This is a genomic window from Bradyrhizobium diversitatis (genome assembly GCF_016031635.1).
In the GTDB taxonomy this organism is placed as follows: Bacteria; Pseudomonadota; Alphaproteobacteria; order Rhizobiales; family Xanthobacteraceae; genus Bradyrhizobium; species Bradyrhizobium diversitatis.
On sequence record NZ_JACEGD010000005.1, the window covers coordinates 47,623 to 69,822 of the forward strand.

General features: G+C 66.0%; 19 protein-coding genes and 1 tRNA gene. 13 read left to right on the forward strand and 7 right to left on the reverse strand.

What is annotated here, in order from left to right:
• Positions 1 to 104: 104 nt before the first annotated feature.
• Entirely contained in the window at positions 105 to 566 is a 462-nt protein-coding gene (locus tag H1B27_RS05670; RefSeq protein ID WP_028180119.1) for a MarR family winged helix-turn-helix transcriptional regulator, read from the forward strand.
• 4 nt (positions 567 to 570) lie between these two features.
• Here the strand turns inward: H1B27_RS05670 and H1B27_RS05675 are convergent, their stop codons facing one another.
• The 3 genes from H1B27_RS05675 to H1B27_RS05685 all read right to left on the reverse strand — a co-directional run bounded on the left by H1B27_RS05675 (position 571) and on the right by H1B27_RS05685 (position 1,530).
• Positions 571 to 801, reverse strand: a complete 231-nt coding sequence (locus H1B27_RS05675; protein WP_197965311.1) for a GIY-YIG nuclease family protein — start codon at positions 799 to 801, stop codon at positions 571 to 573.
• A 150-nt stretch (positions 802 to 951) separates the two neighbouring features.
• Positions 952 to 1,027, reverse strand: a tRNA-Ala gene (locus H1B27_RS05680).
• Between the two features lie 95 nt (positions 1,028 to 1,122).
• Positions 1,123 to 1,530: a TIGR02300 family protein gene (locus H1B27_RS05685; RefSeq protein ID WP_061879959.1), complete on the reverse strand. Its 408-nt coding sequence runs from the start codon at positions 1,528 to 1,530 to the stop codon at positions 1,123 to 1,125.
• Between the two features lie 160 nt (positions 1,531 to 1,690).
• On the opposite strand from H1B27_RS05685, the gene aroA reads away from it, so the two are divergent.
• From aroA to H1B27_RS05745, 12 genes are all read left to right on the forward strand, one after another.
• Complete coding sequence (gene aroA / locus H1B27_RS05690) at positions 1,691 to 3,028, forward strand: 3-phosphoshikimate 1-carboxyvinyltransferase (protein WP_061880269.1); 1,338 nt, start codon at positions 1,691 to 1,693, stop codon at positions 3,026 to 3,028.
• Positions 3,025 to 3,663 carry a (d)CMP kinase gene (gene cmk / locus H1B27_RS05695; protein WP_197965312.1) on the forward strand — a complete coding sequence of 213 codons (639 nt, stop codon included), beginning with the start codon at positions 3,025 to 3,027 and terminating at the stop codon, positions 3,661 to 3,663. Before aroA ends, cmk begins: the two co-directional genes overlap by 4 nt.
• Positions 3,664 to 3,931: 268 nt before the next feature.
• The gene (gene rpsA, locus H1B27_RS05700) at positions 3,932 to 5,638 is read left to right on the forward strand and encodes a 30S ribosomal protein S1 (RefSeq protein ID WP_061879957.1); all 1,707 of its coding nucleotides are present in this window, start codon (positions 3,932 to 3,934) and stop codon (positions 5,636 to 5,638) included.
• A gap of 358 nt (positions 5,639 to 5,996) precedes the next feature.
• Complete coding sequence (gene sppA, locus H1B27_RS05705) at positions 5,997 to 6,977, forward strand: signal peptide peptidase SppA (RefSeq protein ID WP_061879956.1); 981 nt, start codon at positions 5,997 to 5,999, stop codon at positions 6,975 to 6,977.
• Between the two features lie 171 nt (positions 6,978 to 7,148).
• Positions 7,149 to 7,454 (forward strand): integration host factor subunit beta, encoded by a 306-nt coding sequence (locus tag H1B27_RS05710; RefSeq protein ID WP_008539997.1) that lies wholly within the window; start codon positions 7,149 to 7,151, stop codon positions 7,452 to 7,454.
• Positions 7,455 to 7,535: 81 nt separating this feature from the next.
• Positions 7,536 to 7,928 carry a lipopolysaccharide assembly protein LapA domain-containing protein gene (locus H1B27_RS05715; protein WP_061879955.1) on the forward strand — a complete coding sequence of 131 codons (393 nt, stop codon included), beginning with the start codon at positions 7,536 to 7,538 and terminating at the stop codon, positions 7,926 to 7,928.
• A 66-nt stretch (positions 7,929 to 7,994) separates the two neighbouring features.
• On the forward strand, positions 7,995 to 8,666 hold the full coding sequence (locus tag H1B27_RS05720; protein ID WP_197965313.1) for a phosphoribosylanthranilate isomerase: 672 nt from the start codon (positions 7,995 to 7,997) through the stop codon (positions 8,664 to 8,666).
• Positions 8,663 to 9,880, forward strand: a complete 1,218-nt coding sequence (gene trpB, locus H1B27_RS05725; protein ID WP_197965314.1) for a tryptophan synthase subunit beta — start codon at positions 8,663 to 8,665, stop codon at positions 9,878 to 9,880. Before H1B27_RS05720 ends, trpB begins: the two co-directional genes overlap by 4 nt.
• Positions 9,877 to 10,713: a tryptophan synthase subunit alpha gene (gene trpA / locus H1B27_RS05730; protein ID WP_197965315.1), complete on the forward strand. Its 837-nt coding sequence runs from the start codon at positions 9,877 to 9,879 to the stop codon at positions 10,711 to 10,713. The genes trpB and trpA overlap by 4 nt, the downstream gene beginning before the upstream one ends.
• Before the next feature lie 109 nt (positions 10,714 to 10,822).
• Positions 10,823 to 11,764 (forward strand): acetyl-CoA carboxylase, carboxyltransferase subunit beta, encoded by a 942-nt coding sequence (gene accD, locus H1B27_RS05735; RefSeq protein ID WP_061879951.1) that lies wholly within the window; start codon positions 10,823 to 10,825, stop codon positions 11,762 to 11,764.
• Positions 11,761 to 13,104, forward strand: a complete 1,344-nt coding sequence (locus H1B27_RS05740) for a bifunctional folylpolyglutamate synthase/dihydrofolate synthase (protein WP_197965316.1) — start codon at positions 11,761 to 11,763, stop codon at positions 13,102 to 13,104. Before accD ends, H1B27_RS05740 begins: the two co-directional genes overlap by 4 nt.
• A 145-nt stretch (positions 13,105 to 13,249) precedes the next feature.
• Positions 13,250 to 13,990: a metallophosphoesterase family protein gene (locus H1B27_RS05745; RefSeq protein ID WP_061879949.1), complete on the forward strand. Its 741-nt coding sequence runs from the start codon at positions 13,250 to 13,252 to the stop codon at positions 13,988 to 13,990.
• 16 nt (positions 13,991 to 14,006) lie between these two features.
• Here the strand turns inward: H1B27_RS05745 and H1B27_RS05750 are convergent, their stop codons facing one another.
• The 4 genes from H1B27_RS05750 to addB form a co-directional block, all read right to left on the reverse strand.
• Positions 14,007 to 15,014 (reverse strand): ATP-dependent DNA ligase, encoded by a 1,008-nt coding sequence (locus H1B27_RS05750; protein ID WP_061879948.1) that lies wholly within the window; start codon positions 15,012 to 15,014, stop codon positions 14,007 to 14,009.
• A gap of 140 nt (positions 15,015 to 15,154) precedes the next feature.
• Positions 15,155 to 15,475 carry a thioredoxin gene (trxA, locus tag H1B27_RS05755; protein WP_008540017.1) on the reverse strand — a complete coding sequence of 107 codons (321 nt, stop codon included), beginning with the start codon at positions 15,473 to 15,475 and terminating at the stop codon, positions 15,155 to 15,157.
• A gap of 70 nt (positions 15,476 to 15,545) precedes the next feature.
• Entirely contained in the window at positions 15,546 to 19,052 is a 3,507-nt protein-coding gene (gene addA / locus H1B27_RS05760) for a double-strand break repair helicase AddA (RefSeq protein WP_197965317.1), read from the reverse strand.
• Entirely contained in the window at positions 19,046 to 22,192 is a 3,147-nt protein-coding gene (gene addB / locus H1B27_RS05765) for a double-strand break repair protein AddB (RefSeq protein WP_197965318.1), read from the reverse strand. Before addB ends, addA begins: the two co-directional genes overlap by 7 nt.
• Between the last annotated feature and the right edge of the window lie 8 nt (positions 22,193 to 22,200).

Here is a 22,200-nt window from a genome sequence, read left to right on the forward strand (position 1 = left end):
AGATTGCGCGCAATTGAAATTGCGACGTCTCACATTTAATTGTTCGCAATTGAATGTGCCGTCGACCGGCCTCACAATGCGGCCGAACCTCGTGAGATTCTGCAATGGCCCGGAAACCATCGGCAGCGGACGCGCCGCTGCGGCTCGACAACCAGATCTGCTTTGCGGTTTATTCCGCAGCGCATGCCTTCAACCGCGTCTACAAGCCGCTGCTCGACCGGCTCGGCCTGACCTATCCGCAATATCTGGTGATGCTGGTGCTGTGGGAGCGAGACGACGTGCCGGTCAAGGACATCGGCGAGAAGCTGTTCCTGGATTCGGGCACGCTGACGCCGCTGCTCAAGCGGCTCGAGGCCGCCCATCTCGTCAAGCGCAGCCGCTCGCGCGAGGACGAGCGTCAGGTGCTGATCGCGCTGACGCCGCAGGGATACGCGCTCAAGGAAAAGGCCCGCGCCGTGCCGCAGTCGATCCTGGCGGCGTCGGATTGCTCGGTGTCGGAACTGGTCGCGATGAAGGACGAGATCGTCGCGCTGCGCGACAGGCTGAACGCGGTGATCGGGGAGTAGGGGGTTAGCAGAGCCGCTTTTTTGAGAAGGCGCGACCGGAGTGTGATTTGAGGTATTTCTCGAATGCCAAGGCTTTCAGCTTATCAGGGAAGACCAGCTTCCACGGCACGAACTTGGCGGTGTGAGCGGATCTGCCGGCATTGTGCTCCGGGAGACGTCGCTTCAGATATTCGGTGGCACCAATGTATTCCTGCTCGGGGAACTCGATGCTCCGGATGATGTAGACATACCACATCGATGTCTCGCGGCTGGGTAGCCGGATGGGAAGTAGAGGAAATCAGAACCTGAGGCAGTCCGTCTTCGCCCTTCGGGCTACGCCGGACACCACGCTTCGCCCTTCAGGCTCCGTCGTGGCTGCGCCACGCGTAGCCCGAAGGGCGAAGCGTGGTGGAGCCAGGCGGGATCGAACCGCCGACCTCTTGCATGCCATGCAAGCGCTCTCCCAGCTGAGCTATGGCCCCTTAGTCCTTCACCGGAGTGAACCTGGTCGATCACCCCGGACCGGCGAGCCGAGCGACTCGCGCGGTGCACCCTTTTTCACAGATCAGGGCTGATCTCAAGTCTCTTCATCACCTCCGACGTCACCAATGATGTCGGTCACGTCCTCATCGCCCTCTTCCTCGTCGGCAATGAAGGTCGAATCATCGTCATCGTCGTCATCGATGGTCTCGTCGACCTCGATATCGTCCTCGGATTCCGGCACGACGGCCTTGACCTTGCCGGTGTTTTCCTCGGCATCGGCTTCCTCGAGGGAGACCAACTCTTCGGCCTCTGCCGGCTCCGGCGCGGTGTCCTGGGCCATATTGCGGGCCTCGGCGCCGCGGGGCGCACGCGCAGGAGCGACCGGGGCGATCGGCACCACCTCGCCGGTATAGGGCGAGATCACCGGATTCTTGTTGAGGTCATAGAACTTCTTGCCCGTGGTCGGGCAAATACGTTTAGTTCCGAGTTCGGACTTGGCCACGGCAGGAATCCTGGGAATGTCTGAAAAGCGGTGCTTCACTTGGCTAGTTGGCGGCCCGCTGTCAATAGCGCATTACAGGAGAACGACATGCCCGTGACGAGGCGCGGACCTTGTGGTACCTGCGCCGCAGCCCGGTGAGGGCGCATCCAAGGACACAATCTTGACCCATTCCGACCAACCGAGGCCGCTCCAGGCCCGCGCCAGCGGTCCCTTGACCGGGAAAGTACGGGTGCCCGGGGACAAGTCGATCTCCCACCGCGCCCTCATCCTGGGCGCGCTCGCGGTCGGCGAGACCAGGATTTCAGGCCTGCTGGAGGGCGAGGACGTCCTCAACACAGCCAAGTCCATGCAGGCGCTCGGCGCCAGGGTCGAGCGTACCGGCGATTTCGCGTGGAAGGTGCAGGGCGTGGGCGTTGGGGGCTTCGCCCAGCCCAAGGCGCCGCTGGATTTCGGCAACTCCGGCACCGGCTGCCGGCTGGTCATGGGCGCCGTTGCCGGTTGCCCGATCTCGGCGGTGTTCGACGGCGACGCCTCGCTGCGCAGCCGCCCCATGCGCCGGATCCTCGATCCGCTGGAAAAGATGGGCGCCAGGGTCGTGTCCGGGGGCGAGGGCGGCCGCCTGCCACTGACCGTCCAGGGCGCGCGCGATCCGCTGCCGATCACCTACAGGACCCCGGTCGCCTCGGCCCAGATCAAATCGGCTGTGCTGCTGGCGGGCCTGGCTGCGCCGGGCACCACGACCGTGATCGAGAGCGAGGCCAGCCGCAACCACACCGAGCTGATGCTGAAGCATTTTGGCGCCGACATCACCTCGGTCCAGGAAGGCCAGCACGGCCGCCGCATCACGCTGGTGGGCGAGCCCGAGCTGCATGGCGCCAACGTCGTCGTGCCTGCCGATCCCTCTTCGGCGGCCTTCCCGATTGTTGCGGCGCTGGTCGTCGAGGGTTCCGATATCGTGCTGTCCGACGTCATGACCAATCCGCTGCGCACAGGTCTTTTCACCACGCTGCGCGAAATGGGCGCCTCGATCGAGGAGAGCGAGGTGCGGGGCGATGCCGGCGAGCCGATGGCGCGCTTGCGCGTGCGCGCCTCGAAGCTGCGCGGCGTCGAGGTACCGCCGGAGCGCGCGCCCTCGATGATCGACGAATACCTGGTGCTGGCGGTCGCAGCCTCCTTCGCCGAAGGCACGACGATCATGCGCGGCCTGCAGGAGCTGCGCGTCAAGGAATCCGACCGGTTGGAGGCGACCGCCGCCATGCTTCGCGTCAACGGCGTCAAGGTCGAGGTCTCCGGCGACGATCTGATCGTCGAAGGCCGCGGCCATGTCCCCGGTGGCGGGACCGTCGCCACCCACATGGACCATCGCATCGCGATGTCCGCGCTGGTGATGGGCTGCGCCTCCGACCAGCCGGTGACGGTCGACGACACCGCCTTCATCGCCACCAGTTTCCCGGATTTCATTCCGATGATGCGTTCGCTAGGGGCCGAGTTCTCATGATCATCGCCATCGACGGGCCCGCGGCTTCGGGCAAGGGGACGCTCGGCAAGCGTCTCGCCCACCATTACGGCTATCGTCATCTCGATACCGGCGTGATCTATCGCGCGGTCGCCTATGCCTTGATGCAGTCAGGGCACGACCTCAACGACGAGGCGGCTGCGGTGCAGGCCGCGTTGGAGCTCGACCCCGAAAAGTTCGGCAATCCTGCGCTGAAGACCCAGAAGGCCGGCGAGGGCGCCTCGATCGTTTCGGCGATCCCCAGGGTCCGCGAGGTCCTGGTCAACTTTCAGCGGCAATTCGCCGCCGATCCGCCCGGGGCAGTGCTGGACGGCCGGGACATTGGAACCGTGATCTGCCCGCATGCCGACGTGAAGATCTTCGTCGTCGCCGACGCCAAGGTTCGCGCCCGCCGCCGCACCATGGAGGCCAGGGCGAGGGGCGAGGAGGCCGACGAGGCCGCCGTGCTCGCCGACATCATCCAGCGCGACGAACGCGACAAGAACCGGCCGATTGCGCCTTTAAAGCCCGCCCCGGATGCTTACTTGCTAGATAACTCCCAACTGGATATAGAAGGCGGCGTCCGGGCCGCCATCGACATTATCGAGGCCGTCCGAGCGGGCCGGTCGCGGGGCTAAGCCGCAGCCGTCATTGGAGGAAGCGCCCGCTCCCGCCTCTTTGATGTCGATACTTCGGTCCCCTCGTTTCGGGGCCGGCGCAATCCAGGCTCCGGACAAAGATTCCACGTATCGAACGCGCGGGCCTCTGCCGGCCCGTTTCCGCTATTCCGGCGCCGAGCCGGGGTAGCGAGCGGTCGCTCGAAGGTTTTTGCGGACCTTCCGACACTGCGCGTGCGATGCGCCCATGAACCCAACGGCCGGCAAGACTTCCGCAACTGGAGAACAAATGGCTTCGACTTCTGCTGATACCTATAGCCCTTCGCGTGACGATTTCGCCGCGATGCTCGACGAGTCCTTCGCAGGCGGCAACCTGCAGGAAAGCTCCGTTATCAAGGGCAAGGTGGTTGCAATTGAAAAGGACATGGCCGTCATCGACGTCGGCCTGAAGACCGAGGGCCGCGTCGCGCTGCGCGAATTTTCCGGCCCCGGCCGTGAAAGCGACCTCAAGGTCGGCGACGAGGTGGAAGTGTTCCTCGATCGCATCGAAAACGCGCTCGGCGAAGCCGTGCTGTCCCGCGACAAGGCGCGCCGCGAAGAGAGCTGGGGCAAGCTCGAGAAGGCGTTCCAGAATAACGAGAAGGTCAACGGCGTCATCTTCAACCAGGTCAAGGGCGGCTTCACGGTCGACCTCGACGGTGCCGTGGCGTTCCTGCCGCGCTCGCAGGTCGACATCCGCCCGATCCGCGACGTTGCGCCGCTGATGAACAACTCGCAGCCGTTCCAGATCCTCAAGATGGACCGCCGCCGCGGCAACATCGTCGTCTCCCGCCGCACGGTGCTGGAAGAGACCCGCGCCGAGCAGCGTCAGGAGCTGGTGCAGAACCTCGAAGAGGGTCAGGTCATCGACGGCGTGGTCAAGAACATCACCGATTACGGTGCGTTCGTCGACCTCGGTGGCATCGACGGCCTGCTGCACGTCACCGATATCGCGTGGCGCCGCGTCAACCACCCGACCGAGGTGCTCTCGATCGGCCAGACCGTGAAGGTCAAGATCATCAAGATCAACCACGAGACGCACCGCATCTCGCTGGGCATGAAGCAGCTGCTGGACGATCCGTGGCAGGGCATCGAAGCCAAGTACCCGCTGGGTGCCCGCTTCACCGGCCGCGTCACCAACATCACCGACTACGGCGCGTTCGTCGAGCTCGAGCCGGGCATCGAAGGCCTGATCCACGTCTCCGAGATGTCGTGGACCAAGAAGAACATGCATCCCGGCAAGATCGTCTCGACCTCGCAGGAAGTCGACGTGCAGGTGCTGGAAGTTGATTCCGTCAAGCGCCGCATCTCGCTCGGCCTCAAGCAGACCATGCGCAACCCCTGGGAGGTCTTCGTCGAAGCTCACCCGACCGGTTCGGTGGTCGAGGGCGAGGTCAAGAACAAGACCGAGTTCGGTCTGTTCCTGGGTCTCGAGGGCGACGTCGACGGCATGGTCCACCTCTCCGACCTCGACTGGAAGCTTCCGGGCGAGCAGGTGATCGACAACTACAAGAAGGGCGACATGGTGAAGGCCGTGGTGCTCGATGTGGACGTCGAGAAGGAGCGTATCTCGCTCGGCATCAAGCAGCTCGAAGGCGACCCCTTCGCCGAGCCGGGCGATGTCAAGAAGGGCGCGGTCGTGACCTGCGAAGTGCTCGAAGTGAAGGAGAGCGGTATCGAGGTGAAAATCGCCGGTACCGACTTCACCACCTTCATCAAGCGCTCGGAACTCGCCCGTGACCGCAACGACCAGCGTGCCGAACGCTTCGCCGTCGGCGAGAAGGTCGATGCCCGCGTGATCCAGTTCGACAAGAAGGCCCGCAAGGTCCAGGTGTCGATCAAGGCGCTCGAAGTCGCCGAAGAGAAGGAAGCCATCGCGCAGTACGGCTCTTCCGATTCGGGCGCGACGCTCGGCGACATTCTGGGCACCGCGCTCAAGAACCGCGACAGCAAGTAAGCGAAACGCAAGTTTTGCTGCATCGAAGCCCCGGCGCGAGCCGGGGCTTTTTTGTTCGCTGCGTATTCTGTTGCAACATGCTCGACTGTCATCCCGGGGCGCGCGAAGCGCGAGCCCGGGACCCATACCCACAGGCAGATGTTTGACGACGACTAGCAGTGGGAGCTCTGCCTCGCACTGCTCCCTGGGGTTATGGATCCCCGCGTTCGCGGGGGATGACGACCGAGTTTGTGGCGACTTGCCGGCTCTCACGAGGCCTTCATTTCTTCAAATTGCGCCGCAATTGATGTATCCAGATAAGCCAATGGTCACGCTGTGACGGCACAACGCGCCCAGCCTTTCATTTGGAGATATTCCGATGTCGCTCGATTCGGACATCATCGTCGATCGCCGCAGGATCCGCCGCAAGCTGACGTTCTGGCGCGTGATGGCCGCGCTGATCGCGATCGCGGCGATCGCGAGCTTCGCGCTGATCGCGACACCCGGGGCGCGCGGCACCTTCGCATCCGTCGGCTCGATCGCGCGCGTTCATATCGATGGGTTGATCCGCAGCGATTCCGAGCGCACCGAGGCGCTGGAACGGCTGGAGAATTCGGCCGCCGCCGCCGTCATCGTTCACATCAACTCGCCGGGCGGCACCACGGCCGGCTCCGAGCAGCTCTACGACTCGCTTACCCGCCTGAAGGCGAAGAAGCCGCTGGTCGTCGTCGTCGAGGGTCTCGCCGCATCGGGCGGCTACATCACGGCGATCGCGAGCGACCACATCGTCGCCCAGCAGAGCTCGCTGGTCGGCTCGATCGGCGTGCTGTTTCAGTACCCCAACGTCTCCGAGCTGCTGAAGACCATCGGCGTCAAGGTCGAGGAGGTGAAGTCCTCGCCGCTGAAGGCGGCACCCAACGGTTTTGAGCCGACCAGTCCCGAGGCGCGGGCCGCGCTCGATGCGCTGGTCAAGGATTCCTACGCCTGGTTCAAGGGGATGGTGAAGGAACGGCGTGGCATGGATGACACGCAGCTCGAAAAAGTCGCCGATGGCCGCGTCTTCACCGGGCGCCAGGCGATCGATCTCAAGCTGATCGACCAGATCGGCGACGAGAAGACGGCGGTGACCTGGCTGGTCGAGCACAAGGGCGTCAAGAAGGGGCTTCCGGTACGCGATTACAAGCTTCAGCCGCGCTTTGGCGATCTGACTTTCCTCAAGACGGCGGCCGCCGTGGCGCTGGAAGCGCTCGGTTTGAGCTCGATTGCGCATCAGATCGGCCAAACCGGCGTCGCGCAGGCGGTCGACCGGCTCGGAATGGATGGCATGCTGGCCTTGTGGCAACCGGCCGCATCAAACTGACTGGAACAGGCGAGTTCCGCGAGGTTTTCTCGCCCTGCGAGTGCCGGCGCAGCACGCTTTTTCGGCATTTGTCACGTATTTTCGCGATGCCCAGCCTTGATTTAGCGTCTTGACAGATCACGGTATTTTCACGGAAATGGTCATCCGCACGCTCCCGGGTCCTATCTCTCGATGATCAAATCCGAACTTGTTCAGCGTATCGCCGAGCACAACCCGCATCTGTACCAGCGGGATGTCGAGAACATTGTGAATGCGATTCTCGAAGAGATCGTAGCGGCGCTTGCGCGCGGTGATCGCGTCGAGCTGCGCGGCTTCGGTGCCTTCTCGGTCAAGCACCGCCCTGCACGCGCAGGGCGCAATCCGCGCACCGGCGCCCATGTGCCCGTCGACCAGAAGAGCGTTCCGTTCTTCAAGACCGGCAAGGAAATGCGCGAGCGGCTGAACCGCGACCATCCGGATCCCGGCGCGGCAGACTAAAGCGCGATGTGATCGCGCTTTAGGGTTTTTCGCGGTCGCACAGCATGCGGCCGCAGCTTGATTCAAGGCGAGCGAAGCCAGATGCGAAAGTTCCTGACCGCGCTGATCGTGCTTCCGCTGGGCGTGATCCTGGTCGCGTTCGCTGTCGCCAACCGGCATTTCGTCACGGTCTCCTTCGATCCCTTCATTTCCGACGACCCGTCGCTGTCGCTGACGTTGCCGCTGTTCCTGCTCCTGATCCTGGTGGCTGCGCTGGGCGTCGTGGTCGGCGGCTCAGCCGTCTGGTTCGGCCAGCGGCGCTGGCGGCGCGCGGCGCGCCGGAATGACGCGGAGGCCCGGACCGCCAGGGCCGAACTGGCCGATCTTCGGGCCCAGGCGGCTGCGGCCAGGCCCGAGCCCCAGCGCCTTCCCTCTCCCTCCGGGGTGGGCCTCTACGGGCCCATCGGGCGAGACAAGCAGCGCGCGACGTTGTAGAAGCGGCCCCGACCGAAAGCCCCGTTTTCCGGCCGCGGACCCGCGGCCTCTATCTGCTTTGAGATCATGTCCCTGCTCGTCAAAATCTGCGGCCTGTCCACGCGGGAGACGCTTCAAACGGCGCTCGACGCCGGTGCCGACATGGTGGGATTCGTGTTCTTTCCGCCGTCGCCGCGACATCTCTCCCTGGAGGCCGGGCGCGAGCTGGGCCGCCAGGCGAAGCAGCGCGCGCTCAAGGTCGCGCTCACGGTCGATGCCGACGACGCCACGCTCGACAACATCATGGATGCGCTGTCGCCGGACATCTTCCAGCTCCATGGCAAGGAGAGCGTGGCGCGGCTGCGCGACATCAAGCAGCGCTTCGGCCGCCCCGTGATGAAGGCGGTGCCGGTCGCAACATCGGCCGATCTCGCCGCGCTGCCGGGCTACGCCGCAGTCGCCGACAGCATTTTGTTCGACGCGCGCGCGCCGAAGGATGCGACGCGGCCCGGCGGCCTGGGGGAGCCCTTCGACTGGCACCTGCTGGAAAATCTCGATCTGAAACTGCCCTACATGGTCTCGGGCGGGCTTCATGCCGACAACGTCGCTGAAGCCCTCCGCGTCACCCGCGCCGGCGGCGTCGACGTGTCCTCCGGTGTCGAGAGCGCCCCCGGCGTCAAGGATCCCGAGATGATCAAGGCCTTCATTCGCGCCGCGCGCGCCAGCCAAGATACAAGCCAAGAGTTGAGTGTTCGATGACCGTCGCCAAACCCAATTCCTACCGCAGCGGCCCCGACGAGCGCGGCCATTTCGGCATCTTCGGCGGCCGCTTCGTCGCCGAAACCCTGATGCCGCTGATCCTCGACCTGGAAAGGGCCTACACCGCCACCAAGGACGATCCGGCCTTCCAGGCCGAGATGAACGGCTATCTCAAGAACTATGTCGGCCGGCCTTCGCCGCTCTATTTTGCCGAACGCCTGACCGAGCATCTCGGCGGCGCCAAGATCTACCTGAAGCGCGAAGAGCTGAACCACACCGGTTCGCACAAGGTGAACAACGTGCTCGGCCAGATCATGCTGGCGCGGCGCATGGGCAAGAAGCGCATCATCGCCGAGACCGGCGCCGGCCAGCACGGCGTCGCCACTGCGACGCTGTGCGCGCGCTTTGGCCTGGAATGCGTGGTCTATATGGGCGCCGTCGACGTCGAGCGGCAGCAGCCCAATGTCATCCGCATGGAGATGCTGGGCGCAAAGGTGATGCCGGTGCAGTCGGGCACGCGCACGCTCAAGGACGCCATGAACGAGGCGCTGCGCGACTGGGTCACCAACGTGCACAACACATTCTACTGCATCGGCACGGTCGCAGGTCCGCATCCCTATCCGACGCTGGTGCGCGACTTCCAGTCGATCATCGGCAACGAGACCAGGGCGCAGATGCAGGAGGTCGAGGGACGCCTGCCGGATTCGCTGGTCGCCTGCATCGGCGGCGGCTCGAACGCGATGGGCCTGTTCCATCCATTCCTCGATGATCCCACGGTCGAGATCTTTGGCGTCGAAGCCGCCGGCCATGGCCTCACGCAGCTGCATGCGGCCTCGATCGCAGGCGGCCGTCCCGGCGTGCTGCACGGCAACCGCACCTATCTCCTGATGGATGCGGACGGCCAGATCCAGGACGCGCATTCGATCTCGGCCGGCCTCGACTATCCCGGCATCGGGCCCGAGCATTCCTGGCTGCACGAGGTCGGCCGCGTGAACTATCTCTCCGCGACGGACGACGAGGCGCTCGCCGCGTTCCAGCTGCTGTCGAAGTTAGAGGGCATCATTCCCGCGCTCGAACCCGCGCACGCCATCGCCAAGGTGATGGAGCTCGCGCCGAAACGGCCCAGGGATCACCTGATGGTCGTCAATCTCTCCGGCCGCGGCGACAAGGACGTTCCGCAGGTCGGCGACATCCTGAGGGGCAAGAGCAAGTGACCACGCGTATCGACACCCGTTTTGCCGAGCTTGCGAAGCAGGGCCGCTCGGCCTTCGTGACCTTCCTGATGGCCGGCGATCCTGATCCCGCGACCTCGCTCGAGATCATCAAGGCGTTGCCGAAATCCGGCGCCGACGTGATCGAGATCGGCATGCCGTTCACCGATCCGATGGCCGACGGCCCGTCGATCCAGGCAGCGGGCTTGCGCGCGCTCAAGGCCGGCATGACACTGAAGAAGACGCTCGAGCTGGTGCGCGGCTTTCGCAAGGACGACAACGCGACGCCGATCGTGCTGATGGGCTATTACAACCCGATCTACATCTATGGTGTCGACAAGTTCCTGGTTGATGCGAAGAGCGCGGGCGTCGATGGTCTCATCATCGTCGACCTGCCGCCGGAGGAAGACGACGAGCTCTGCCTGCCCGCGATGAAGGCCGGCCTCAATTTCATCCGCCTGGCGACCCCGACGACCGACGACAAGCGCCTGCCGGCGGTGCTCGCCAACACCTCGGGCTTCGTCTATTACGTCTCGATCACCGGCATCACCGGTGCGGCGGCGGCTGACTCCGCGGCCGTGAGCGAGGCGGTTGCCCGCATCAAGCGGCACACCAAGCTGCCGGTCTGCGTCGGCTTCGGCATCCGTACGCCGGAGACGGCGCACGCCATTGCCTCGCATGCCAATGGCGCGGTCGTCGGTACCGCACTGGTCGATGCGCTCAGGAACAGCCTCGATGCGGAGGGGCGGGCGACCGGCAAAACCGTTAACGCCGTCGCGGAATTGACGGCCGCCCTGGCCCAGGGCGTCAAGGGCGCACAACAGGCAGCGGAATAGGCCATTCCGCTGCAAAGGCGGACGACACGGCGGCTTGCCGGGCAGAGGCCGGGCCGCCATATATCCCTTCAGGCGATCCGCGAGTCGGGTTCGCACATCGGAGCAAACCATGAACTGGCTTACCAACGTGGTCCGGCCGAAGATCCGCAACATGCTGCGGCGGGAGACGCCGGAGAACCTGTGGATCAAATGTCCAGATTCCGGGCAGCTCGTGTTCTACAAGGACGTCGAGGCCAACCAGTTCGTCATTCCCGGCTCGAACTACCACATGCGCATGGGCGCAGTGGCGCGTCTGAAGTCGATCTTCGACAACGAGACCTGGTTCGACGTCGCGCTGCCCGAGGTCACGCCCGACCCGCTCAAGTTCCGCGACGAGAAGAAATATGTCGACCGCATCAAGGATGCGCGGGCGCGGACCAATCTGAACGACGCGATCAAGGTCGGCTACGGCAAGCTCGAAGGCTCCGCTGTCGTCGTCGCCGTGCAGGATTTCGACTTCATGGGCGGCTCGCTCGGCATGGCTGCAGGCGAGGCCATTGTGCGCGGGATGGAGCTCGCGGTCGAGAAGACATCGCCGTTCATCGTGTTCGCCGCCTCGGGCGGCGCGCGCATGCAGGAGGGCATCCTGTCGCTGATGCAGATGCCGCGCACCACGGTCGCGGTGCAGATGCTGCGCGAGGCAAAACTGCCCTACATCGTCGTGCTGACCAATCCGACCACCGGTGGCGTCACCGCGTCCTATGCGATGCTGGGCGACGTGCAGATCGCCGAGCCCGGTGCGCTGATCGGCTTCGCCGGCGCGCGCGTGATCGAGCAGACCATTCGTGAGAAGCTGCCGGAAGGTTTCCAGCGCGCCGAGTACCTCAAGGAGCACGGCATGGTCGACATGGTCGTGCATCGCCACGAGCTGCGCCCGACGCTGGCGCGGCTCTGCCGCCTGCTGACCAAGGCGCCGGCGCTGGAAGGCGCATCGAAATCAGTGCAGCCGGTCGCGAGCCCGGCGCAGATCGTATCGGCGGCCGAGACGGCGCCGGCTGCGCCCCACGCGTGAACGCCTCCTCTGACAGTGCAAAGACACCGCTCGGCGAATTGATCGGGCGGCTGTCGGCCCTGCATCAGAAGCGCATCGATCTCGGGCTCGAGCGGATGCACCGCCTGCTCGAACGGCTCGGCCACCCCGAACGCAAGCTTGCGCCGGTGATCCACATCGCCGGCACCAACGGTAAGGGCTCGACGCTGGCTTATCTGCGCGCGACGCTGGAAGCTGCGGGCTTGCGGGTCCACGCCTATACCTCGCCCTATCTCGTCCGCATCAACGAATGCTTCCGGCTCGGCCGTGTGGGCGGCGGCGTGCTCGTCGGCGACGACGAGCTGCGCGCCGCGCTGGAAGAGGTCGAGCGCGTCAATGCCGGCGAGGCCGCGACATTGTTCGAGCTGAAGACGGCTGCCGCGTTTCACCTGTTCGCGCAGAACGCGGCCGATGTGGTGCTGCTCGAAGTCGGCCTCGGCGGCCGGCTCGATTCGACCAACGTGGTCGATGCGCCGGCGGCCTGCGTGATCACGCCCGTCAGCATGGACCACATGGATTTCCTCGGCGATACGCTGACGTCGATTGCCGGTGAGAAGGCCGCGATCATCAAGCACGGCGTGCCCGTGATTTGCGCCGAGCAAATGCCGGAGGCGATGGCCGTGATCGAAGCGCAGGCCAAACGCATGCGTGCGCCGCTGTTTGCCGCAAGCGAAAACTGGCACGTCAATGTCGAGCGCGGGCGTCTGGTCTATTCCGACGATCGCGGCTTGATGGATCTTCCGGCGCCGCGTCTGTTCGGCCGCCACCAATTCGCCAATGCCGGGCTTGCGATCGCGACGCTGCGTGCGCTTCCAGCCATCAAGGTCAATCACGCCGCGTTCGAAGCCGGCATTGTCGGTGCCGAATGGCCGGCGCGGATGCAGCGCCTCACCTCGGGCGAACTGCTGTCCTGGGGTCCGCAGGGCTCCGAGATCTGGCTCGACGGCGGCCACAATGCGGAGGGCGGGCGTGTCGCTGCTGCGGCGCTCGGCGATCTCGAGGAGCGGGTGTCGCGGCCGCTGGTGGTGATCGCGGGCATGATGGCCAACAAGGACGCGCAGGGATTTCTCGCCAATTTCGCCGGCCTCACCCGCCATATCATCGCGGTGCCGATTCCCGACACCGAGAACGCAATGCCGATCGATCGCCTCGCGGATGCCGCGCGCAGCCTCGGCATGCGCGTCGAAACCGTTTCCGGCGTCGAAGCCGCGCTGCGCGCCTTGGCCAAGCTCGCCTACGACGTGCCGCCACGCATCCTGATATCAGGCTCGCTGTATCTCGCCGGCCACGTGCTGGCGATCAACGGCACGCCTCCTGCATAGACGGTCTTGTGTCCCGGACAAGGCGCATCGCGCCAGCGATGAGCCGCAGAGCCGGGACCCAGAATGCCGCAACATGGGCCCCGGCTCTGCAGCGCACCGCTGAAGAGGCGCTGCGCTGCGTCTGGGGAACGAGAGAGAAATGCCGATGCGTTTCGCCGCGATCGCCGACGTCCACGGAAATTACCTCGCGCTGGAGGCCGTGCTCGCCGACATCCGCACGCACGGCATCGCCGACATCGTCAATCTCGGCGACATGCTGAGCGGCCCGCTCGATGCGCGCAGCACGGTCGAGATCCTGATGCGGCTCGATGCCGTGCATGTGCTCGGCAATCACGACCGCTATCTGCTCGACCGTCCGCCGGAGAAGATGGGCTCGTGGGATCGGCCCGCCCACGCCCAACTCGATGCCGCGCAGCTCGACTGGCTGCGCGGGCATCCGATGACGCGTGTCTTCCGTGAGCAGGTGTTTCTTTGCCACGCAACGCCCGGCAATGATGAAGTCTATTGGCTCGACACCGTGCATCCCGATGGCACGGTCGCGCTGTCGCCGCTCGATCGCATCGAGCAATTTGCGCTTGGGATCACGCAGCCGCTGATCCTGTGCGCCCACACCCATCTCGCCCGTGCCGTGCGCTTGCGCGACGGCCGGCTGATCGTCAATCCCGGCAGCGTCGGCAGCCCTGGTTATCGCGACAAGCATCCGTTCCCGCATGTCGTCGAGGCCGGCACGCCCCACGCGCGATATGCGATCTTCGAGCTCCTCGATGGTGCTTGGCGGGTGACGTTTCGAAACGTGGCCTATGATCACGAGGCCATGGCCGCGCTGGCGCGCCGCAACAACCAGCCGGAGCTGGCGAACGCGCTCGCGACGGGATGGATCAAGTAGGGTCGCGCGTCGCCCATTACTTCAACAGCTTCATGGGATCCGCCACCTTCTGCTTCAGCTGCTCGAAGCGGCATTGCCGTGGCGCCTTGTCCGGGCGCCAGCGCAGGATCGAGGTGCCGTGGCGGAAGCGGTCGCCGCTGAAATGATCGTAGCAGACTTCGATGACAAGCTTCGGCTTCAGTGGACACCATTTCGCCGAGCGTTCGGTCGACCAGCGGCTCGGCCCGCCCGGTGCGTTCCCGGTGAAGCCGGGCTCGCCGATCAGCGCCTCCAGCCGGTCGGTCAGGTCGGGCTTCTCCTCCGCCTTGATGGCCGAGGTGAAGCCGACATGGTGCAGCAGGCCGTCATCGTCGTACAGTCCGAGCAGCAGCGAGCCGACCACCTTGCGGCCGGCGATCTTGTTGGTGGCGTAGCGGAAGCCGCCGACCACGCAATCGGCGCTGCGGAATTTCTTGATCTTCTGCATGCCGTCGCGATTGCCCGCCTGATAGGGCAGGTCGACGCGCTTGGCGATGACGCCATCCGAGCCGCCACCGGATTGCGCGAGCCATTTCCCGGCCGTGGCGTAACTCGTCGTCGCAGGCGAAAGCCGGAAGATGCTGCCCTTGAGATGGGACTTCGCAAAAGCTTCCAGTGCCGGCCGTCGCTCGCGAAGCGGCGCCTTGGCAAGCTGCTTGTCCCCGGCCGTCGCGAGCAGATCGAAAACGAGGTAGAGCGCGGGCGTCTCCTGGGCGAGCCTCTTCACCCGGCTTGCGGCAGGATGAATTCGCTGCAGCAGCGCGTCGAACGAAAAGCCCTTGCCTTGCGGCACCACGATCTCACCGTCGAGCGTGAAGCGGTCCGCCTTCAGCTTCAGCGCGGCGGTGACGATCTCGGGGAAATAGCGCGCAAGATCCTCGCCGGATTTCGAGCGCAGATCGACGTTGCCGCCGCTGCGCGACAGCAGGCAGCGGAAGCCGTCCCACTTGGGTTCATATTGCCATTCCTTGCCACGCGGGATCTCGTCGACCGAACGCGCCTCCATCGCGACGAGAGAGCTCGATCTTCGGGCGCGCTTCGCAGGCGGGGCTGGCAAGGGCGGGACTCGTCATACGCTGAACACGTCCCACCAACGCAAACGGCCGGCTTTCGCCGGCCGCTTCCGAAAATAATCTTCGAGGCGGATCAGACCGCGGAGGTGATCCACTGCTGCAGCTTCGCCTTGGGCGCCGCGCCGACCTGGCGGGAGGCCATCTCGCCGCCCTTGAAGATCATCAGGGTCGGGATCGACATCACGCCGTACTTGGAGGCGGTCTTCGGGCTCTCGTCGACGTTGAGCTTCACGATCTTGACCTTGTCGCCCATCGCGCCGGCGATTTCGTCGAGCGCGGGCGCGATCATGCGGCAAGGGCCGCACCATTCGGCCCAGAAATCGACGACCACGGGGCCGTTCGCCTTGAGCACTTCGGCTTCGAAATCGGCGTCGGAAACCTTGCTAACGGCCATTGGGAGTACCTCACTCGGTTGAAAGAGAATCGGCGCGACCTGGAATCGCGCCCGGGATCATGCGGTCAACCTATGAACGGCTCCTTGCCGGGTCAAGGACGCTCACACCGAGATGAAGGGATGCCAGCGCCGCGTCCAGCGCGGGGGCCGAAATCTCCATATATTCAAGGGCCTCCGTCCAGAGCAGGACGGCCCTGACGGGCTTTCGGGGATAAAGCCGCGACAGCACCGCCCGGTACAGCGCAAGCTGGCGGACATAGGCCGCCGGCGCCTCTGCGGCGCTTCTGGGGGCCGCCTGGTTGGTCTTGAAATCGACGATCAGGACCTCCTCGGGGCGAACGACCAGCCGGTCGATCTGCCCCGACACCAGCGCCGGGGGGCGGCCTTGCCGCTCCAGCCGGCCGGCGATGGCGACCTCCGCCCGGCTGCCGGCGGCAAAGACGGGCGCGAAACGCGGCTCCGTGATCAAGCTGAGCACCTTGTCGACCAGCACGGTGCGGTCGGCCTCCGGCCAGTCCGAGGCATTGCGTGCCATGAAGCCCAGCGCCGCCTCGCGACGGCGCTCAATGGCGATGTCGGGCAGGGATTGCAGCAGACGGTGCACCAGCGTGCCGCGCTGCAGCGCCAGAGCGCGGGACTGCACCGATTCGCCTGATCGCACGCTGCGGCCTTCCTCGGCAGGCTGGCCCGAGGGACGCACAGGATCGTCGTCGACCATCTCGCGCGCCGGCGTCCGCAGCCAGTCCGGCAATGCGACGGTGCGGTCCACGGAAATCGCCGGCGTGCCCAGCGCCGCGACGTCCTCCGGCCGGGCGAACCGGGTCACCTTGCCGAGCGGCGCCTCGATCACCTGCTTGTCCAGGCCTGAGCCTTTGAGCCCGGTGTCGACGAGGTCGTACCAGCTCAGCTTGCGGACCGTCCTCATGTTGCCGGGCATGCAGCCGCCGACGATCAGCCGGTCGGCCGCGCGCGTCATCGCGACGTAGAGCAGGCGGCGATACTCGTCCTCGGTCTCATCGAGCATCGCCTTGCGCGCCTCGGCAACCGGCTTGGGATCATCCGCCTTGCGCCCGGCCCAGACCACCACCTCGCCGCCATTGCCGCGCGGCACGTGAATCAGCCGAACCCGCTGCGAGTCCGCGGGCGACGATGTCGTGTCGACCATGAAGACGACGGACGCCTCGAGCCCCTTGGCGCCGTGCACGGTCATCACCCGCACCTCGTCGCGCGAGATCTCCATGTCGCGCTTCACCTCGGTGTCGGCCGAACGCAGCCAGGCCATGAAGCCCTGCAGCGAGGCCGGCGCCTTGCGCTCGTAGTTCAGCGCGAGCTCCAGGAATTCGTCGAGCGCATCGTTGGCCTCGTGCCCGAGCCGGCGCAGGATGCGCGCGCGTCCGCCATCGCCGCCGAGCAGCCAGGCATAGAAGGCGAACGGCGTCTCCTCGCGCGCACGAATCTCGCAGGCTTCCAGGCGCCGCAATGCCGTACCGAACTTTTCGCTCTCAGCCGCATGCTCGCCGAGCGCGCGGCGCAGCGATCCCTTGCGGTCATGGGCGAGCGTGAACAAATCGTCGTCATCGAGACCGAACAGCGGGCTCTTCAGCGCCACCGCGAGCGCGAGATCGTCCTGCGGCAGCAGCAGCGCATCGGCAAGGTTCATCAAATCGATGATGGCAATGTGCTCGGTGAGCTTGAGCCGGTCGGCGCCGGCGACCGGGATATTGGCGTGCTTCAGCGCCTGGATCACGGCGTCGAAGGCGTTGCCGCGCCGGCGCACCAGGATCAGCATGTCGCCGTAGCGCAGCGGGCGGCGCTCGCCCTCGTGCCCCGTCAGCGTGCCGCTCTCGACCAGCCGCTTGATCTCGGCCTGGATGCGCCGGGCAAGCTTGACCTCAGGGCTGGTGACGGCGACGCCGTCGAACGGGGCACGCCAACCCTCGATGTCCTGCCTGTCGTCGGCCTCGGCCAGATCCCACAGTTCGATCACGCTCGGCCCGGCATCGCTGAGCGCGTTGTGCAGGGGATGGCCGATCTCGACCGAGTGGATGCTCTTGTAGATCGCGGGCTCGCGGAAGACGTGGTCGACCGAGTGCAGGATCGTCGCGCCCGAGCGGAACGAATAGGTGAAGGCGACCGGGTCGAACTTCAGCCCGGCCGCGGTGAACTTGCGATGCAGCTCGCGCCGGCGCGCATCGAACTCGTGCGGCGCTGCGCCCTGGAACGAGAAGATCGACTGCTTCTCGTCGCCGACCGCGAAGATGGTGCGGTTCAGCCCCTCGCGCGCGCCTTCGCCGGCGGTGAATTCGGAGATGATGTGCGCGACGATGTCCCACTGCCGGGGGCTCGTGTCCTGGGCTTCGTCGATCAGCACGTGGTCGACGCCACGGTCGAGCTTGTAATGCACCCAGCCCGAGGCGACGCGATCGAGCATCGCCAGCGTCTTGTCGATGAGGTCGTCATAGTCGAGCAGCCCGCGCTCCTGCTTCTCGCGGCGGTAATTTGCGGCGGCCGCGGTCGCGATGTGCAGCAGCGCGGCGGTGCGGTCACGAACCGTCACGGCGCGACGCTTTTCGATCAGTCCTGAAAGACGCTGCGCCTCGGCCTCGAACAGGCGGGCAACGGATGGGTTGTGATCGCAGAATTTCTTGGTCAGCACCGCCTTGCGCGGCAGCTTGTCGTCGGTGAGGAAGACGGACAGATAAGCATCGACCTGGTCGCTGCCGGAAAAAGCCTTTGCCGCGCGCATCCGCCCGGCCTGGTCATTGTCCGACTTGCTGCCGTCCTCCAGCGCGAAGGCGATGTCGTCCCAGCGCGAGCGCGGCAGGAACGGGCCGTCGAGAATCTCCGTCTCGACGTCCTCGATGCGGTCGCTCGCGTCAGCGCCGAGCACCGCAGCCATTTGCGCCGCTGCGGCTTCCGCGTTGCCGGCCTCGTCGGTCCAGGCCATGAAGTGATCGCGACTGAGGCACGCCTCGCGCACGACCTCCTTGAAGGTGACATCGGCGGCGCTCGCCATGGCGGTCAGGAGCGCGCGTCCGGTCACGCTCTCGGGGGCGCGCGCTGCCTCCAGCAGCACCTTCAGATTGGCGCGCTCCATCATGTCGGTCTGGTCGCGCTCGTCGATCACGGCAAAGCGCGCCGGCACGTTGGCCTCGAACGGAAACTGCTGGAGCAGGCGGGTGCACAGCGCATGGATGGTCTGCACCTTCAGCCCGCCCGGGGTCTCCAGCGCGCAGGCGAATAGCTTCCGTGCCTCGCGCCGCAGCTTTGCGCTCGGATGCGGGATGCCGACGGCGCGGATCGCGGCATCGAGCCCGGCATCATCCAGCGTCACCCAATGCCCGAGCGTGGTGAACACGCGCTCGGCCATGTTGGCCGCGGCGGCCTTGGTGAAGGTGATGCAGAGGATTCTTTCCGGCGGCACGCCCGACAGCAACAGGCGGATCACGCGCTGCACCAGCACATGGGTCTTGCCCGAGCCGGCATTGGCCGAGACGAAGGCCGATGCGGTGGGATCCGATGCACGCGCCTGCCGCGCGCGCACCTCGTCAGGGATGGGCCGCGGCGCCTTCACCATTCCTCGATCCCCAATCCGCCGGCCGCGGACCATTCCTTGATCCGGGCGAGGTCGTCATAGGTGCCGTAGCGGTTCGCCCACATCGGCAGATTCAGCGAGGTATAGGCCTGGCTCTCGTCCTCGAAGGCACGGATCAGCGCTTCCAGCTTGGCTCGCGCCTCGGCTGCCGCGGTGTCGGGCGGCTGCGGCTCGTCGCCTTGCTTGAACTTGAGCTCGAGGATGCGCTCCTCGCCCGGCGGATTGTTGCCGCTGAGGCGGACATAGACGAGCTGGCTCACGGAGGAGCCGGCGTCGATATCAGGGAAGCCGCCCTCGCGCAGAATCGCGGCTTCCAGCGTGAGCTGCGGCGACAGGCCCATGCGGACCTGCTTGCCAGTCGGCGGCTGCCCGGTCTTGTAGTCGAGAATGGCGTAGCCGCCGCCCTTGCGGCGCTCGATGCGGTCGGCGCGCGCGGAAAGATAGAAAATACGCGCGTTGTCGAGCGGGATCGAGATCTCGCCCCGGGTCTCGGCCGTGATTGCCTCGATCGCGCCGCGCCGCGCCGTCTCCCATTCGCCGAACCAGCGCGCGATACGCTGGAAGCGTGGCCACCACAGCGCCCGCGCCTCAGGGCGCTCCATCAGCGGCGCAAAATGTTTCTCGCCGATCGCACGCAGCACGCGCGCGGGATCGTCGGGCAGATGTGCGGCATAGGCCTCGGTGAACTCGCCGAGCGCATCGTGAATCGCCGAACCGCGGTCGGCAGCCGAGAGCGGCATGTCGACAGGATCGAGCGCATCGAGCCGCAGGATGCGTTTGGCGTAGATCGTATAGGGATCGCGCAGCCAGTCTTCGATTTCGGTGACGGACATCTTGAGCGGCCGCATCGCGCGCGGCGGCCGCGGCTCCGGCTGCTTGATCGGTCTGACGTCGTCGGGCTGGTCCAGTGCGGCCGCAAACTGCACATATTTCTCGCCGGCACGGACAGCCGCGCTCCAGAGATCATCGCCCGCGACCGCCTCCAGACGGTGCAGGAAGCGCGAGGCGACCGCCGGTGCACCGCCGGCCTTGGCGGAATGGGTGAGGATCACCTCGTCGCCGCCGAGCAGCTGCGCGAAGTCATGGGCGGAGAGGCCGATGCGGCGCTCCGGCAGGTCGAGCCCGAGCTCGTGCCGCATCGGCCGGCTGAGCCAGGGATCGATGCGCGGCGCCGGCGGCCAGACGCCTTCGATCAGGCCGCCCACGATGATGCGGTCGGCCTGCATCAGGCGCGATTCCAGCGGACCGTAGATCTGCAAGCGGGCGCCGGGTCTGTCGCGCCGCCGCACCGCGCGATCGCCGAACGCCGTCTGGAAGACGTCGGAATAATCCGGCAGCGGCACCATCAATCCGCTGGTCGTGCCGCCGCGCAGGAGATCGTCAAAGGCGCTGGCGAGCGAAAGACCATCGCGCTCCTCGAAGGCGAGCGGGATGCCCTGCTCGTCGCGCGTCAGCTCAATCAGGATCTCGCGGTGCCGATGCGCGAGCTCGGCGAAGTCATATGGCTTCGAGGACGGCAGGCTCTCGATCGGCGCCAATGCCTTTTGCAGGACATCGATCAGCGCCTGGATGCGATCGAGATCCTCCGCCTTCAGACGCGCCCGCGGCTCGGCGCGGTGCAGCGCGGAGACCTCGCGGCGCCCGAGCTTTGCCAGTTCCTCGCGGAAACGGTTGAATTCGCGCAACAAGCCTGCGGTGGCCGCCGGCGGGCGCGTGCCGCGCAGGACTGCGAGCTCGAGGCCTTCGATTGCCCTCTTCCACGCGCCGGGTGCGCGGCCGAGCCGGCATAACGGATGCTTCAGCATCGCCAGCAATGTCGCCGGCTCCAGGCCCTTGGTCGCCGCCTCCGCCGCGAGACGCGCGAAAGTGCCGCCGGATGTTTCCATCAGCACATCGCCGCCGGAATCGTCGAAGGCTAGGTCCCATCGGGTCAGCGCCGCCATCACCCGCCGCGCCAGCGCACGGTCGGGCGTCACCAGCGCCGCCGACTTGTCGAGATACCGCGCCTCGCGCATAGCAATGGCAATCGCGAGCGCTTCCATTTCAGGATTGGGGGCCTCGACGACAGCGAGGTTCTTCATGCCGCCGGCGATCTTCGCAGCGACGTCAGGCTGCTTCAGCCGGTCGTGCCAGACTTCCGTCCTGGCGGACGGCCGCATCGATTCGGACGCGAGCAGATCGCGGCCGTCTTCCGCTGGGGGCTGAAGCAATTCGACATCGCCACGCTTGATACCGAAACGCTGCAGCAGCGCGTGCATGGCATATTGCGGATGGTTCGAGGCCGGATGCTCCGCGAACTTGCCGAGCGCATCAAGCACGCCGCCGATGGTGCGCCAGGCGTCGTCGTCGAGATCGGTGTCGAGGCCCGGCAGCACCACCGCGCCATGCGGCAGCGCGGCGACTGCGTGCAGGAATTTTGCGGTGGCAGGCATCGAGCCGGTCGACCCCGCCGCGATCACCGGCCCGCCCGGATGCGCGGTCAGCCGTTTGGCTTCCGCCGCGATCAGGAGATCGCGCCGTGCGGCCGGCTCGATGCGGTTGATCTCGGCGAGATGATTGGGCCAGGCGATGCGCGCGATGCGCAGGAATTCGAGCGAGTGCTGCCAGTAGCGGTCGAGCTGGTCCGGTACCAGGCCGTCGAGCGCGCTCCAGTCCACGCCGCGCGTGACCATGTCGTCGATCAGGCGCGCGAGATCGGATGCAAGCGCCAGCGTCGAGGCCGGCCCGCCGACCACCAGCGGCGACAGCACCGGGCCCTTGGCCCAGGCGGCGACGAGCTGCGCCAGCGTCAGCCGCCGTTCGAGCTCGCCCAGCCGCGGCGGAATGTCGAGCGGCGTTGCACCGGAAAACTGCTCGCTTTCGCCGGCGAAGGCGAGCTCGTCCTCGTCGATGTCGCCGAGCGCGACGATGCGCGGCAGCACGACCGCATCCGCTTTCATTTCATCGAGAAAGATCTCACGCACGACGCGCATCGCGCGCCTGGTCGGCAGGTACAGCGTGGCGTCGGCCAGCCGCGCCGGCTCCTTGCGGGCCTCGAACCCCTCGACCAGGCGGCCGTCGAGCAGGGCCGTGACGACCGTGCGCAGGAACGGAACTGAGATGGGAACGCTGAAAACGCGCATGAGCCGCC